Annotated in this window: 10 protein-coding genes; 4 read left to right on the top strand and 6 right to left on the bottom strand. The window is 69.4% G+C overall.

All coding sequences use genetic code 11. From position 1 onward, the window contains the following. Positions 1-106: 106 nt before the first annotated feature. The gene (locus ACFYXB_RS25055; RefSeq protein WP_389586140.1) at positions 107-5,059 is read right to left on the bottom strand and encodes an NAD-glutamate dehydrogenase; all 4,953 of its coding nucleotides are present in this window, start codon (positions 5,057-5,059) and stop codon (positions 107-109) included. Between the two features lie 626 nt (positions 5,060-5,685). Between ACFYXB_RS25055 and ACFYXB_RS25050 the strand changes: the two genes are divergently transcribed. Then, the gene (locus ACFYXB_RS25050) at positions 5,686-6,252 is read left to right on the top strand and encodes a DJ-1/PfpI family protein (RefSeq protein WP_351347976.1); all 567 of its coding nucleotides are present in this window, start codon (positions 5,686-5,688) and stop codon (positions 6,250-6,252) included. 27 nt (positions 6,253-6,279) lie between these two features. On the opposite strand, the gene ACFYXB_RS25045 is transcribed toward ACFYXB_RS25050, so the two are convergent. Next, a complete protein-coding gene (locus ACFYXB_RS25045; RefSeq protein ID WP_389586137.1) occupies positions 6,280-6,945 on the bottom strand; it encodes an HAD family hydrolase in 666 nt (221 codons plus the stop codon). Positions 6,946-7,044: 99 nt separating this feature from the next. Then, positions 7,045-7,557: a DUF6912 family protein gene (locus ACFYXB_RS25040; RefSeq protein WP_389586134.1), complete on the bottom strand. Its 513-nt coding sequence runs from the start codon at positions 7,555-7,557 to the stop codon at positions 7,045-7,047. A gap of 330 nt (positions 7,558-7,887) precedes the next feature. Here ACFYXB_RS25040 and ACFYXB_RS25035 point away from each other — a divergent pair, with 330 nt between their 5' ends. Continuing rightward, entirely contained in the window at positions 7,888-8,409 is a 522-nt protein-coding gene (locus ACFYXB_RS25035; RefSeq protein ID WP_389586131.1) for an Rv3235 family protein, read from the top strand. A 335-nt stretch (positions 8,410-8,744) separates the two neighbouring features. Here the strand turns inward: ACFYXB_RS25035 and secA are convergent, their stop codons facing one another. Further along, positions 8,745-11,561 (bottom strand): preprotein translocase subunit SecA, encoded by a 2,817-nt coding sequence (gene secA, locus ACFYXB_RS25030; protein ID WP_389586128.1) that lies wholly within the window; start codon positions 11,559-11,561, stop codon positions 8,745-8,747. A gap of 327 nt (positions 11,562-11,888) precedes the next feature. Between secA and ACFYXB_RS25025 the strand changes: the two genes are divergently transcribed. Then, positions 11,889-12,470, top strand: coding sequence for a GNAT family N-acetyltransferase (locus ACFYXB_RS25025; RefSeq protein ID WP_389586125.1), 582 nt, complete (start codon positions 11,889-11,891; stop codon positions 12,468-12,470). A gap of 225 nt (positions 12,471-12,695) precedes the next feature. After that, positions 12,696-13,868: a winged helix-turn-helix domain-containing protein gene (locus tag ACFYXB_RS25020; RefSeq protein ID WP_389586122.1), complete on the top strand. Its 1,173-nt coding sequence runs from the start codon at positions 12,696-12,698 to the stop codon at positions 13,866-13,868. 3 nt (positions 13,869-13,871) lie between these two features. Here the strand turns inward: ACFYXB_RS25020 and ACFYXB_RS25015 are convergent, their stop codons facing one another. Together ACFYXB_RS25015 and hpf are read right to left on the bottom strand one after the other, a co-directional pair. After that, entirely contained in the window at positions 13,872-14,618 is a 747-nt protein-coding gene (locus ACFYXB_RS25015) for a response regulator transcription factor (protein ID WP_351347990.1), read from the bottom strand. A gap of 204 nt (positions 14,619-14,822) precedes the next feature. Beyond that, complete coding sequence (gene hpf / locus ACFYXB_RS25010; RefSeq protein ID WP_388500973.1) at positions 14,823-15,515, bottom strand: ribosome hibernation-promoting factor, HPF/YfiA family; 693 nt, start codon at positions 15,513-15,515, stop codon at positions 14,823-14,825. Positions 15,516-15,815 lie beyond the last annotated feature (300 nt).

The raw sequence follows: 15,815 nt of genomic DNA, 5'->3' as shown, positions 1-15,815 counted from the left end.
AGAAGACAGAAGAGCGGACAGAACAGGGGCGCCCCGAGCCTCACCGGCTCGGGGCGCCCCCAGGGACGTACGCGCTGTCCTTGTGGAACAGACGTACGCGGTGTCCTTATGAATGCGTGCGCAGCAGCGTCCGCATCGTCCGCATCGCCACCGACAGGTTGGCGAGGTCGAACGCGTCCGAGCTGCGGATCTCCTCCAGGGTCGTCCAGGCCCGGCTCAGGATCGCCGTGTTCTTCTCCTCCCAGGCCTTGAAGCGCTGCTCGGGAGTCGAGGTGCCGTTGCCGACTGCGAGGACGTCCGCGGTGAGGGCCGCGTGCGCCGCGTACAGGTCCTCGCGGATCGAGGCGCGGGCCATGGACTGCCAGCGGTCGGCGCGGGGCAGCTCGATGATGCGGTCCATGAGCTGGGTGATGGTGAGCCGGTCGGCGAGGTCGTAGTAGACCTCCGCGACGTCCAGCGGCCCCCGGCCCATGCGGTCGGCCACCGAGACAATGTCCAGCGTCGGGAAGGCCGAGGAGAACCCGGCCACCCGCGTCGCCAGCTCCTCGGGGACACCGGCGGCGGACAGCTCGTCGTAGATCTGCTCGTACCACTCCAGGTCCGCGCCGCGCAGCAGCTTCGGCAGCTGCTGCCAGACCTGCTCGACCCGCTCCGAGAAGAACGCGACGGTCTCGGCGAGCTGCAGCGGCTGCGGCCGGTTGTTGAGCAGCCAGCGCGTGCCGCGCTCGACCAGACGGCGCGAGTGCAGCCTGATCCGGGTCTGGACGGCGGCGTCGACCTTGTTGTCCAGGGCCTCCACCGCGTCCCACACGGGCGCCGAGCGGAAGATGACACGGGCCGCGGTCTGCGCCCGCACGATCTCCTCGAGCGACGCGCCGGTCTCCTCGCGCAGCCGGTGCAGATACGTCGTACCGCCCGTGTTGACCGTGTCGTTGACCAGCACGGTCGTGGTGATCTCGCGGCGCAGCGGGTGGCTGTCGATCCCGTCCGGGAACCGCTCGCGCAGCGCCGTCGGGAAGTACGCGTGCAGCAGGCACCGCAGGTAGGCGTCATCCGGCAGCGAGGTCTGCAGCAGTTCCTCGGCGACCGTGATCTTCGTGTACGCGAGCAGGACGGCCGTCTCCGGGCTGGTCAGGCCGTGCCCCGTGTTGAGGCGTTCGCGGATCTGACGGTCGGTGGGCAGGAACTCCAGGGCCCGGTCGAGGTGGCCCTCGCGCACCAGGTGGCGGATGAACCGCTGCTGGGCGTGGAGCATGTCCTTGGACTGGGCGAGCGCGTTGGCGATGGCCGTGTTCTGCGCGTAGTTGTTGCGCAGGACCAGGGCGCCGACCTCGTCGGTCATCTCGGCGAGCAGCTTGTTGCGCTGCTTGACGGTCATGTCGCCGTCCGAGACCAGGCCGTTGAGCAGGATCTTGATGTTCACCTCGTGGTCGGAGGTGTCCACGCCGGCGCTGTTGTCGATCGCGTCGGTGTTGATCTTGCCACCGTGCGCCGCGAACTCGATGCGGCCGAGCTGGGTCAGGCCCAGGTTGCCGCCCTCGCCGACGACCGCGGCGCTCAGGTCCCCGCCGTCCACGCGGATCGCGTCGTTGGCCTTGTCGCCGACGTCGGCGTTGGACTCCGTCGACGCCTTGACGTACGTACCGATGCCGCCGTTCCACAGCAGGTCCACCGGCGCCTTGAGGATCGCCTTCATCAGGTCGGCCGGGGTCAGCTTGGTGATGCCCGCCTGGATGCCGAGGGCCTCGCGGATGTGCCCGTTGACCGTGATCGCCTTGGCCGTGCGGGGGAAGATCCCGCCGCCCGCCGACAGCAGGTCGGTGTTGTAGTCGGCCCAGCTGGAGCGGGGCAGTTCGAACAGCCGGCGGCGCTCGGCGTAGGAGGTGGCCGCGTCCGGGGTCGGGTCGATGAAGATGTGCCGGTGGTCGAAGGCGGCGACCAGCCGGATGTGCTCGCTCAGCAGCATGCCGTTGCCGAACACGTCGCCGGACATGTCGCCGATGCCGACGACCGTGAAGTCCTCGGTCTGCGTGTCCACGCCCAGCTCGCGGAAGTGCCGCTTGACGGACTCCCAGGCGCCGCGGGCGGTGATGCCCATGCCCTTGTGGTCGTAGCCCGCGGAGCCGCCGGAGGCGAAGGCGTCGCCCAGCCAGAAGTTGTACGACTCGGCGACCTGGTTGGCGATGTCGGAGAACGTCGCCGTGCCCTTGTCGGCCGCGACCACCAGATAGGTGTCGTCCTCGTCGTGCCGCACGACGTCCTGCGGCGGCACGACCTCGCCCGCGACCATGTTGTCGGTGATGTCGAGCAGGGCCGAGATGAACGTCTTGTAGCTGGCGATGCCCTCGGCCAGCCACGCGTCCCGGTCCACGCTCGGGTCGGGCAGCTGCTTGGCGACGAAGCCGCCCTTGGCTCCGACCGGCACGATGACGGTGTTCTTCACCATCTGCGCCTTGACCAGGCCGAGGATCTCGGTGCGGAAGTCCTCACGCCGGTCGGACCAGCGCAGACCGCCACGCGCGACCTTGCCGAAGCGCAGGTGCACGCCCTCGACGCGCGGGGAGTACACCCAGATCTCGTACGCCGGTCGCGGCGCCGGCAGGTCGGGGATCGCCTGCGGGTCGAACTTCATGGAGACGTAGTCGTGCGACTTGCCGCCGAGCGCCTCCTGGAAGAAGTTCGTGCGCAGCGTCGCCTTGATGACGGTCAGGAAGGAGCGCAGGATGCGGTCCTCGTCGAGGCTCGCGACCTGGTCGAGGGCGGCATCGAGCTCTTCGAGCAGAGCGTCGACGATCTCGCGCCCGGCGCTCTGGCGCTCCGGCGACATCCGCGCCTCGAAGAGCGAGATGAGCAGCCGGGTGGTGTGGACGTTCGTACGGAGGGTGTCCTCCATGTAGTCCTGGCTGAAGGTGGAGCCGGCCTGGCGCAGGTACTTGGCGTACGCCCGCAGCACCGTCGCCTGCCGCCAGGTCAGACCGGCGCCCAGGACGAGGGCGTTGAAGCCGTCGTTCTCCGCCTTGCCGGTCCAGGTCGCGGCGAAGGCCTCCTGGAACCGCTCACGGCCGTCGTCGCCGAGGTAGTCGCCGTTGCCGTGGCCCAGCGACTTGGGGATGCGCAGACCGAAGTCGTAGATCCAGGCGGTGGTGCGGTCCGAGCAGCGCAGCTCGTACGGCCGCTCGTCGATCACCTCGACGCCGAGCCGGTTGAGGACCGGCAGCACGGCGGAGAGGGAGATCGCGCCGCCCTTGCGGTAGATCTTGAAGCGGCGCTCGTCGGGGCCGGCACCCACCGGCTCGTAGAGGCTGAGTGCGAAGTCGTTGCCCTCCTCCTCGCTGAGCCGCTCGAGGTGGACCAGGTCGGCGACCGCGGCGCGCGGGGTGTGGTCGGCCTTGTAGCCCTCGGGGAAGGCGTTGTTGTAACGGCGCAGCAGCTCGGCCGCGCGCTCCTCGCCGCACTCCGAGTTCAGGGCCTCCGCGAAGCCGTCGGCCCAGGAGCGGGCGGCCTCGACAAGACGGGCCTCGATGCGCTCCTTGTCGGCGTCGGACAGCTGGGGCAGCTCGGTGCCCTGCGGGACGCGCACGACGAAGTGCAGCCGGGACAGGATCGACTCGGTGTTCCAGGCGGTGAAGTCGACGCTGGTGCCGTCGAGTTCCTCTTTGAGGATGTCGATGATCCGCAGTCGGACACCGGTGGTGTAGCGGTCGCGGGGCAGGTAGACGAGGGCCGAGTAGTAGCGGCCGTATTCGTCCTGGCGCAGGTAGAGGCGCAGTCGGCGGCGTTCCTGCAGGTAGAGGACCGAGGTGACGATGGTGCGCAGCTCGTCGACGGGCGTCTGGAAGAGCTCGTCGCGCGGGTAGGTCTCCAGGATCTGCAGCAGGTCGCGCCCGTCGTGGCTGTTGGGCGAGAAGCCGGCGCCCCTGAGCACCTCGTCGACCTTGCGCCGGATGACGGGCACCCGGCGGACGGACTCGGTGTACGCGGCGGACGAGAACAGGCCCAGGAAGCGGCGCTCCCCGACGACGCTGCCGTCCTTGTCGAACTTCTTCACGCCTACGTAGTCGAGGTACGACGGCCGGTGCACGGTGGACCGGCTGTTGGCCTTGGTGAGGACCAGGAGCTTGTGCTCGCGCGCCTTGGCGCGGGCGTCCGCCGGGAGCCGCTCGAAGGAGGGGCTGACCGGGTGGCTCTCGTCGGCGGCGTGGTGCGGGTCCGAGCGCAGTATGCCGAGCCCGGTGCCCGGCACGGCGGCCAGCGAGTCGTCTCCACGCAGCTCATACTCGCGGTAGCCGAGGAAGGTGAAGTGGTCGGCGCCGAGCCAGCGCAGCAGCTCGCGGGCCTCCTCGACCTCCGGCCGGGGCAGGTCGGCGGGCACGGGCTCTTCGTCGAGTCCCTCTGCGATGCGCAGGGCCGCGTCCCGCATCTTCTCCCAGTCCTCGACGGCCTCACGCGCGTCGGACAGGACGCGCAGCAGGTCGGCGGTGATCTGCTTCAGATCGGCGCGGTCGGTCTCGCGGTCGATCTCCACGTGGATCCACGACTCGATGTGCGCGTCGTGCGGAAGGTCGCCACCGGTGGGCGGGGTGGGCAGCACCTCGATGAGCTTGCCGGTGAGGTCGCGCCGGATGACGAACTGCGGGTGGATGACGACGTGGATGCCACGCCCCTGCCGGGTCAGCTCATTGGTGACGGAGTCGACGAGGAAGGGCATGTCGTCGGTGACGACCTCCACGACGGTGTGGCTGCAGGTCCACCCGTTCTCCTCGACGGTCGGGGTGTGGACCCTGACGTTGGCGGTGCCCTGCGGCCTGGTCTCGGCGAGGCGGTAGTGCGAGACCGCGGCTCCGAAGACGTCGACCGGGTCGCGGTCGGAGAGGTCCTCCGGGGCGGTGTGCAGGTAGTAGCGCTGGAGGAACGCGAACACGGATTCCTGGTCCGGGGTGTCCGGAGTGTCCTCGCCCGTCGTCCCAGTCGGTAGGTGCCCCCCGACCGGGCTGTTCTCAGCTACCCGGGCAGCCCTCTCGAGCAGCTCGGCCTTTGCTTCGTCCAGCTTGGTCTGCATTGTCCTCTGGCTCCTGTCGCGCGCCGTTGCGTGACGTAGAAGGAAGTACGGTCTCTTCCCCTGCGACTCGACGCCACGGCCCGGGATGTCCGGTCCGTTCCGACGCTATGCCGCGAGGTGAGATGAGCGGGGGGAATTCGGCCAATGTCAACGCGCCCGACGGGTGTGACGCTGCTCTCCGCGACGCCGTTGCCCGGGATGTGCGCGGCGCCTCGGGGGCCGTGTCTGCTCCCCCGTCCCGCCCGCGAGGACCAGCGACCGCCGCCCGGACACGGATGTCGTCCGTGCTCTCCGGGCGCAGGGCAGGGGCAACATCGCCCCCGCGAGATATCGCGCTGATCACGCCACAAGGCTATCGCTCCTCCCCGGGGGCCCGTCATGAGCCGTATGTGTACAAAACCGAGGGTCGAACTTTGACGTTCTGCACAGCGCGGATCCGGCCACCTCAGACGTATCCGCAGGCCGGAATCAGCACCGGGAACGTACGCCGTGATTCCCCCGAAAGTGGCGGACCCCCTTGGCAGCGCGGCACGCTGGAGGCACGTTGCCCACACACCGGCGCAGCGCCCGACGGACAGCGCACCGCCCGAGGGCCGACGCACACCGCCCGAGAGGAGCCGTCCCCCATGACCGCGAAGATCCTCATCGTCACCGGCGACGCAGCGGAGTCGCTCGAAGTCCTGTACCCCTACCAGCGCCTGCGCGAAGAGGGCTACGAGGTGGACATCGCCGCCCCCACCCGCAAGAAGCTCCAGTTCGTCGTCCACGACTTCGAACCCGGCTTCGACACCTACACCGAGAAGGCCGGCTACACCTGGCCCGCCGACCTCGCCTTCTCCGAGGTCGATCCCGGCCAGTACGTCGCCCTGGTCATCCCCGGCGGCCGCGCCCCCGAGTACCTGCGCAATGACCCCGAACTCCGCAAGATCCTCAAGTCGTTCTTCGACACGGACAAGCCGGTCGCCCAGATCTGCCACGGCCCGCTGCTCACCGCCGCGATCGACAGCCTGCGCGGCCGCCGGGTCACCGCCTATCCCGCGCTGGAACTCGACATGCAGGCCGCCGGTGCCACCTTCCAGGACACCGAGGCGGTCGTGGACGGCACCCTCGTCTCCTCGCGTGCCTGGCCGGACCATCCCGCCTGGATGCGCGAATTCCTCACCGTGCTGCGCGCGAAGGCCCCGGTGACCTGAGCCGCCGCCGGCCTCGCGCCGGTACGGTCACGCCGCCAGCCGGCCGGCCTCCGCGACGGCCTCCGCCAGGGTGTCCACCACCGGCACCCCGACCTCCTCGAGGCTGGCCCGGCTGTGCGACCCGCCGGTGTACAGCACGGCCTGCGCGCCCACGTGCCGCGCCGCCACCGCGTCGTCGGCGGCGTCACCGATCACCACCGTGCGCCCCGGCTGCACGCCGGCGAGCGCCTCGAGGTGGCGCACCATGTGCTCGGCCTTGCTGCCCCCGGACGGCCCGGTGCGCCCCTCGACCCGTATGAAGTGCGCCTCGATCCCGAACCCGCGCACCAGGGGTACGAGGTCCTCGTGCCCGTACATGCTGAGCAGCGACTGGCTGTGGCCCGCCGACCGCCAACCCGCCAGCAGGTCGGTCGCCCCGTCGGTGAGCCCGCAGGCGAGGCGGTGCTCGGTGTAGTACCGGTGGAAGACGCCGTCCATCAGCTCCCACTCGGCCTGCGTCGGCAGCCGCCCCATCAGCCGCTCGTAGAACTTCGGCACCGGCACGCAGTACAGCGCCCGGTACTGCTCCAGCGTGATCGGCTCCAGCCCCAGCTCGGCCGACGCCGCGTTCGTCGCCCCGATGATCGCGTCATTGTCGTGGAACAGCGTCCCGTTCCAGTCCCAGACGATGTGCGCGCTTCCGTGCTTCCCCATGCCAAAGAACGTACCCGCCGTCACTGACAATCAAGGAAAACGGCAGGTGAAAGGCCATACGGGTGGCAGACGAGGGGTAGATGGACGGCAGCTGGGCGGCTACGCGAGCCCCACCAGGCCGGGGATCTCCTGCGTCGCGTACCAGAGCAGTTCGTGGTCCTCAGCCCCGTCCACGACGAACTGCGCGTCGTCGTCCCCGCGGTCCGCCGCGTCCAGCGCCTCGGCCGCGGCGGCCACGTCACGCACCGCGTCCTCCAGGTCGACGTGCACCGCGGCCGCCTTGGCGAGCCGTACGGTGCCGGACACCCGCACCTCGCCGAGGGCCACCGGGTCGAGCCCGCGGTCCGGGTCGGCCGCGGCGGTGCCGTCGGGCACGTCGACGGCGACCACGACGCGGCGCCGCGTCGCCTCCGGATCCGCCGCCAGCAGGCGCAGCGAGGCGAGCGCGGCCCGGTTCAGCGCGGCGTACTCCAGCTCCTCGATGTCGTCGGAGAGGTACCACTCACGCAGGGCGGGCGTGACGGCGTAGGCGAGGAACGGGCCGGCCCCCAGCTCGCCCGTCTTGTACGCCTCGGCGAGACCGGGGAGGGTCAGGGGGACGTAGACGCGCATGGCTGGCCGCTCTTTTCGTGATCAAGGCTCCGCTGAGGCCCGGGGAGAGCGGTGCGCCGCCTCCCGGACGGCCTTCAGGATACGTGCGGCCGTCCCCTTTCGGGTCCCCGTCCGCAACCCCGGAGGCGTCCACCTGGCGCCTCGGAAGTCACCCGGTGCCGCCCAGTCTCCACGGGATTCCTGCCGCCCCAGCCACTCTGATAGGTGAACATTTCGGGGTCCTCGACGCGTGCCGCCGCTTCCTTGCCGACGTCACCCGCGGCCCCGTACAAGATCCCCATCAGCAAGTTACCGCCCGGTATCGACCGGGCCCGCCGAACGGGGACCTCCATGAACAAGGTCATGACCAGGACCGCCCAGCTCCGCCCGCTCACTCGCCCACCGGGCCGCCGCGACCCCCGCCGCCCCAGCGGCACCCCACCACGCACGCCCGCCTCGGGTACGGCCCGCACAGTGCCCGCTTCGGGTACGGCCCGTACGGCCCGCTCCGCTCCGGTCGCGGTGGCGCCCCGCCCACGCCCCACCGACCTCTTCGCCGACCGTCTCCTGGCCGTCCTGAGCGGGCACCGCCCCGTCCACTGGATGCTCCGGCACACCGCCGGCCGCGCCTACGACGAACTCGCCCGCCTCGCCGAACGCGGCCCCCTGCGTACCCGCGGCACCCGCCCCGTCGTCCGCGACATCGGCTACTACGTCCCCCGCACCGGCGCCATCGAGGCCTTCGCCCGCATCGCCGCCGGTGACCAGCTCCGCGCCATGGCCTTCCGCCTGGAACAGGGCCCGGACCTGCGCTGGCGCTGCACGGCGGTGGAACTGGGCGGCCCCAGGGGAGCACGGACGGAGGACGACTAGCGGCATGGGCACCGGCTGACTCAGAAGACGTAACGGCACCCGGTAGCGCGGAACGCCATGGGACGTGCACGTGGGGTGCTGGGCCGCTGTCTGCCGCAGGCGACGCGTCGGGTGCCGGGGCCCCGGCTGCTGCGGGCGTACGCGTGGGCCGGCCGACCGCGTGGGCCACCTCGGGCGGGCGCGCACTGTGCCTGACCGCCGGACCGCCACTGCCGTGCGTGCACGGCACCCGGCCGCACGAACCACGGCTGGCGCGCACGTATGCGGAAGGGCCGGGCCCCCTCTCGAGTGGCCCGGCCCTGTACACCGCTAAGGCGCCGCAGGCGCCCGCGTCGTCACTTCCTGCGGCGGCGGCCGCTCTTCGCCTGCTTGCGGCGCTCCGCGCGCGTGAGGCCGTCGGCCTCCGAGCGCACCGGCTCCTCGTCGTCATAGGTGAAGTCACCCTCGACGATGCCGCCCTCACCGTCCACGGTCGCCGCGGAGAAGTGCAGGCCCCTCCGCTGCGGCGCGTCCAGGCCCTTCGCCCGGATCTCCGGACGGGAGCCCGCCTGCGCCGGCACCGCGTCCTGGACGCCGTCCGCCACCGGCTGCGCGTCCTCGACCGGAACCTCCTCGACCTGCTGCTCGACCTGGACCTCCAGGTTGAACAGGTAGCCGACGGACTCCTCCTTGATGCCGTCCATCATCGCGGTGAACATGTCGAAGCCCTCGCGCTGGTACTCGACCAGCGGGTCCTTCTGCGCCATCGCGCGCAGGCCGATGCCCTCCTGGAGGTAGTCCATCTCGTAGAGGTGCTCGCGCCACTTGCGGTCGAGGACCGACAGCACGACCCGGCGCTCCAGCTCACGCATGATCTCGGAGCCGAGCTGCGCCTCACGCGACTCGTACTGCTCGTGGATGTCGTCCTTGATGGACTCGGAGATGTACTCGGCGGTCAGACCGGCGCGGTCGCCGGCCGCCTCCTCCAGCTCTTCGACGGTCACCTTCACCGGGTAGAGCTGCTTGAACGCGCCCCACAGCCGGTCCAGGTCCCAGTCCTCGGGGAAGCCCTCGGCTGTCTCCGCGCCGACGTACGCGTCGATCGTGTCGTCCATGAAGTGCTGCAGCTGCTCCTGCAGGTCCTCACCCTCCAGGACGCGGCGCCGCTCGCCGTAGATGACCTCGCGCTGACGGTTGAGCACCTCGTCGTACTTCAGGACGTTCTTACGGGTCTCGAAGTTCTGCTGCTCGACCTGCGACTGCGCGGACGCGATCGCGCGCGTGACCATCTTGTTCTCGATCGGCACGTCGTCCGGCACGTTCGCCATGGACATCACACGCTCGACCATCTGGGCCTTGAACAGACGCATCAGGTCGTCGCCCAGCGACAGGTAGAAGCGGGACTCGCCAGGGTCGCCCTGACGGCCGGACCGACCGCGCAGCTGGTTGTCGATACGGCGCGACTCGTGCCGCTCGGTGCCGAGGACGTAGAGCCCACCGAGGTCCTTGACCTCCTCGAACTCCGCCTTCACGGCCTTTTCGGCCCTCTCCAGAGCGGCGGGCAGTGCGGCGGCCCATTCCTCGATGTGCTCGTCGGCGTCGAGGCCGCGCTGACGCAGCTCCGCCTCGGCGAGGTCGTCGGGGTTGCCGCCGAGCTTGATGTCCGTGCCACGCCCGGCCATGTTCGTCGCCACGGTCACGGCGCCCTTGCGGCCGGCCTGGGCGACGATCGTCGCCTCACGGTCGTGCTGCTTGGCGTTCAGCACTTCGTGCTGGATGCCGCGCTTGGAGAGCTGCTGCGAGAGGTATTCGGACTTTTCGACCGAAGTCGTACCGACGAGGATCGGCTGACCCTTCTCGTGCTTCTCCGCGATGTCGTCGACGACCGCCTCGAACTTGGCGACCTCGGTGCGGTAGATCAGGTCCGACTGGTCGTTGCGGATCATCGGCTTGTTGGTCGGGATCGGGACGACGCCGAGCTTGTAGATCTGGTGGAACTCGGCGGCCTCGGTCATCGCCGTACCGGTCATGCCGGAGAGCTTCGAGTAGAGGCGGAAGAAGTTCTGCAGGGTGATCGTCGCGAGCGTCTGGTTCTCGTCCTTGATGTCCACCCCTTCCTTCGCCTCGATCGCCTGGTGCATGCCCTCGTTGTAACGGCGGCCGGCGAGGATACGGCCGGTGTGCTCGTCGACGATCATGACCTCGCCGTCGATGACGACGTAGTCCTTGTCCTTCTTGAAGAGCTCCTTGGCCTTGATGGCGTTGTTGAGGTAGCCCACCAGCGGGGTGTTCACCGACTCGTAGAGGTTGTCGATGCCCAGCCAGTCCTCGACCTTGGAGACGCCGTTCTCGTGGATGGCGACGGTGCGCTTCTTCTCGTCGACGTCGTAGTCCCCGGTCTCCTCGAGGCCCTTGAGCGGGTTGCCCGCCTCGCCGCGCTTGAGGCGCGTGACCAGCTTGGCGAAGTCGCCGTACCACTTGGTGGCCTGGTCGGCCGGGCCGGAGATGATCAGCGGCGTACGGGCCTCGTCGACGAGGATCGAGTCGACCTCGTCGACGATGGCGAAGTTGTGGCCGCGCTGGACGAGCTCATCCTTGGCCCACGCCATGTTGTCGCGCAGGTAGTCGAAGCCGAACTCGTTGTTCGTGCCGTACGTGATGTCGCACTCGTACTGCTCGCGGCGCTGGGCCGGCGTCATGTTGGCGAGGATGCAGCCGACACTCAGGCCGAGGAACTTGTGGACACGGCCCATCATCTCGGAGTCGCGCTCGGCCAGATAGTCGTTGACCGTGATGAGGTGGACGCCGCCTCCGGAGAGGGCGTTGAGATACGCGGGCAGCGTGCCGACGAGCGTCTTGCCCTCACCGGTCTTCATCTCGGCGACGTAGCCGAGGTGGAGGGCTGCGCCGCCCATCATCTGCACGTCGTAGTGCCGCTGACCGAGGACGCGCTTGGCGGCCTCGCGCACGGTGGCGAACGCCTCGGGGAGCAGGTCGTCGAGGCTCTCACCGTCGGCGTACCGCTGCTTGTACTCATCGGTGAGGGCCCGCAGCTCGGCGTCGGAGAGGTCGACGAAATCCTCTTCGATGGAGTTGACCTGGTCCGCGATGCGGTGCAGCTTGCGCAGGATTTTGCCTTCGCCTGCACGCATGATCTTCGAGAGGACGGACACGGGGGCTGGTCTCCTTGCCGGTCGGGCCTGGGACGGTCGGTTTCCATTGGACGTACTGAGCAACGGCCATCGTATGCGAGGACCCGGCCGTGCCGGGAGGCCTGGCGTTCCGACGGCCGCGCACCGCTGGTTCAGGGGTCGCTTCCATCCGGTCGCTTCCATAGAAACAACGGGCGGGATGCGCGGATAGTGCCGCATCGGCATGAGGAATTGCGCGAAATGTGATCACCTGCTCACGCAACGCACAGGGGTGCTCTCTTGGGGAACGGAGAGGCACGCTCCGCAAAAAGGATGGCGCACTCCCCTGCGCCCGAGCAGAATCGCCCGATGGAACCCGTCACCCTCACCACCGGCCGGCTCCTCCTGCGCGCCCCCGGTCCGCAGGACACCGAGGCCGTGCTCGCCGCGGCCCAGGACCCCGACCTCCAGCGCTGGATCTCGCAGTTCCCCTCTCCCTACCTGCGCGAGCACGCCGAGAGCTTCACCGAGCACGTGGTGCCCGACGGCTGGACGAACAACTCCATGTTCACCTTCGGTCTCTTCCTCCCCGAAGGGGAGAAGCTGGCGGGCATGCTCGCCCTCACCATGCGCGCCCTGGGCGTCGCCGAGATCGGCTTCTGGGCCACCAAGGAGCACCGCGGCAGGGGTTACGTCACCGAGGCCACCCTCGCCGCCGCCCGCTGGTCCTTCACCCACCTCTCCATAGACCGCGTGGAGTGGCGGGCGGAAGTCGGCAACCGCCCCTCTCGCGCGGTGGCCGAACGCGCGGGCTTCACGATCGAGGGCACGCTACGCGCCGCGACGAACAACAAGGGAGTACGCCGAGACTGCTGGGTTGGCTCCCTACTCCCGTCGGACCTGGGCCTCCCATCAACGGCGCCCTACCTGCCGGCACGACCCCCCGCCTAGCTGCGGGAAGTCGTGTCGCAGGGGCGGCGCCCACCCGGCAGCGGCGCACGCACCTGCGGCAGCTGCGGGCAGTCGTGCCTCCCCCGCTCGAGCGAAGCCGAGAGTGGGGGAGGCCCACCCCGCAAGCTCGGGCAAGCGAAACCCTCCCGGCCCCAACATCGTGCCCCCATCAACAAACCCCCGGCCCACCCCCACTGTCAGTGCCACCACCTATCGTGCGGATGCATGACGACCCCGCGCCCCACCACCACCCTCTCCGCGGACGAGGCCCGCCGCATCGCCCTGCGCGCACAAGGCTTCCTCGGCACCCCCAACCGCCGCGCAGGCGTCCGCGGCGTCCTCCGTCACCTCGGCGCGGTCCAGCTCGACACGATCTCCGTCCTCGCCCGCTCCCACGAACTCATCCCGTACGCCCGCCTCGGCGCCGTCGGCCGCAAGACCGTCGAGAGCGCGTACTGGACGGACACGCACGCCTTCGAGTACTGGTCCCACGCCGCCTGCATCCTCCCCGTCGAGGAGTGGCCCCACTTCGCCTTCCGCCGCCGCGCGTACCGGAACCGCCCGCACTGGAACCACGAGCTCCCCGACGGCGCCTACGACCAGGTCATCAAGCAGCTCAAGACCGAAGGCCCGCTCACGGCCACGGAGTTGGGCGGCGCGAAGCGCACGAGCGAGTGGTGGGACTGGTCCGGTTCGAAGGTCGCCGTGGAGCGCGCGCTGATGCACGGCGAGGTGGTCTGTGTGGCGCGCCGCGGCTGGAAGCGGGTGTACGACCTCGCCGAGCGCGCGATCCCGGACGCGCTGCTGCACGACGAGCTGGACGACGCCGAGTGCCTGCGCCGCCTGGTCCGCCTGGCGGGCCAGTCCCTCGGCGTCGGCACGCGCGCGGACATCGCCGACTACCACCGGCTCAAGGGCGAGCAGGTCGAGGCGGTGATCGCGGACTCGGGCCTGGTCCCGGTCACGGTGGAGGGCTGGGGCAAACCGGCCTGGGCGGACCCGGAGGCCCTGGACACACCGCCGCGCGGCCGCCATCGCACCACCCTGCTGTCCCCGTTCGACTCCCTGGTCTGGGAACGGGCCCGCACGGAGCGGATCTTCGGCTTCACCCACCGCCTGGAGGCCTACGTCCCCAAGCCGAAGCGCATGTACGGCTACTTCGCGATGCCGGTCCTGGCCGGCGGCCACCTGGTCGGCCGTGTGGACCCGGCCCGCGAGGGCCGCACCCTGGTGGCCAGGCAGGTCACCCTGGACGGCGCGAAGGCGGTCCCGGCGGTGGCGCAGGCCCTGGTCGAGGCGGCGAGCTGGGTGGACTGCACGGACGTACGCGTGGAACGCGTGGACGCGCCCGAACTCCGCGAATCCCTCAGTAGAGAGCTCGTCCGCCTTCTCGCCTGAGCTTCACCGGATCTCGAGGATCTTCTCCCGCATCGCGTAGACCACGGCTTCCATCCTGGAGTGCAGCTGCAGCTTCTCCAGGATGTTGCGCACATGGTTCTTCACGGTGTTCTCGGAGATGAACAACTCCTTGGCTATATCACGGTTGTTCATCCCCGTGGCGACAAGTTTGAGCACTTCGAGTTCGCGATCCGTGAGCCGCGGCGCCGGCACCAGTCGGCGCTCGTCGGTGCGCTGGATCATCGACTTGAACTCGGTGAGGAGTTTCGACGCCATGGAGGGGCTGATCTGCGACTGCCCGTCGGCCACCGCGCGAATGGCGGTGGCCACCTCGTCCGTGGAAATCTCCTTGAGGAGATAACCGGTCGCACCCGCCTTGATCGCGTCGTAGAGATCCGCCTCTTCGTCGCTGATGGTCAGCATGATGATCTTCGCGCTGGGGGCGACCTCCTTGATCGAGGTGCACGCCTCGATCCCCCCGCGCTTGGGCATCCGTACGTCCATCAGCACGATGTCGGGCAGCAGGTCGGCGGCCTTGTCGACGGCCTCGGCTCCGTCGCCCGCCTCACCGACGACCTGGATGTCCTCCTCGGCGGCGAGCACGATCTCCAGGCCACGGCGGAAAAGGGCGTGGTCGTCCACGACAAGAACCCTGATCGGCTCCTCACGTGGAGTGCCCGCGTCCGGGCCCATGCCGACAACGCCGCCGTCGGCATCCGCGTCCCGCATCGGTCCGAAGCTGTCCGCCATCGTTCCTCCCCCTGAAGGCTGTGGCCTGTGGTCCTGTGCCATCGCCAACCCAAGGCACCGGCCCACCGGTTGGGCCGGTGCGGCCATGATTTCATGCCCGGACGACACCGCGGTGACAAGCGGGGCGCGAATGGGCCGCACACCGGTGCCCCTGGGGGCGCACGGGCGCTCCAGGGGCACCTGCTCAGCTGTCAGCCGGGTGACTCAGCCGCCCAGCGTGCCGCCTGCCGCGGGCGGTTGCGCCTGGGCGACCATCGGGTCCGTGCTGAGGTGGATGACACCGTAGTCGTAGGCGTGCCGCCGGTAGACGACGCTTGGTTCCTTGGTCTCGGAGTCGACGAACAGATAGAAGTCGTGTCCGACCAGTTCCATCTCGTAGAGAGCCTGGTCGAGGGTCATCGGGGAGGCGACGTGGGTCTTCTCGCGGACGACGAGGGGGCCTTCGCCCTTCACTTCCAGCGAGCCGATCTTCTTCGTGGGCACACCGTCCGCCTCTTCCTCCTGGACGGGATGACCGTTCCCGTTGAGCGTGGCCGCGCCTGGGACGTGGTCGGGGACCTCGGCCGCCGAGATCCGGCGCGCGCCTCGGCGCGAGAACCGCTTGTCGTGCTGCTTACGCAGCCGGGCATCCAACTTCTCCGCCGCCAGGTCGAGTGCCGCGTACGGATCGTTGGCCGCTGCCTCCGCCCGGATCACCGGACCGCGGGAGCGGAGCGTGATCTCCACTCGGTCGCAACGGTCGGCCTGTCGGGGGTTGGGCTCCTTGGACACCTCGACGTCGAGGCTGATCACCTTGCCATCGAGCTTCTGGATCTTCTCCAGCTTCAGCTTCTCGGCCACGTGCTTGCGGAACCGCTCGGGCACCTCGGTCTTGCGGCCCTTGACGACGATGTCCACGCAGAACTCCGTTCCCGGATTGCTCCGCTCCATCGGCGGAGCATCTCCCTTTTGCACCAAGTTCCGGCCGACGCCGGAACCTCGGACTCGGTGACTTCCACCTCCTCCTCCCCCATGGGCAAGATCTCCACCCCACCGGCGCGGGTGAATACCGAATACCCGCGGCACGGCATTCGGAATGAGAGGTATGGCCTGCGGCTTTCCCTCACAACCGAACATATCTCGCCCAGCCGGATGTCGTCACCCTCTACTGCGGCGTACCTCCGTTCAGGTGATTAGGTCCTCTCGCTACCTGCAACG

Source organism: Streptomyces sp. NPDC002619 (genome assembly GCF_042889305.1).
Taxonomy (GTDB): Bacteria; Actinomycetota; Actinomycetes; order Streptomycetales; family Streptomycetaceae; genus Streptomyces.
Note: the sequence above shows the minus strand (reverse complement) of the source record. Positions and strands in the feature narration are given on the sequence as shown.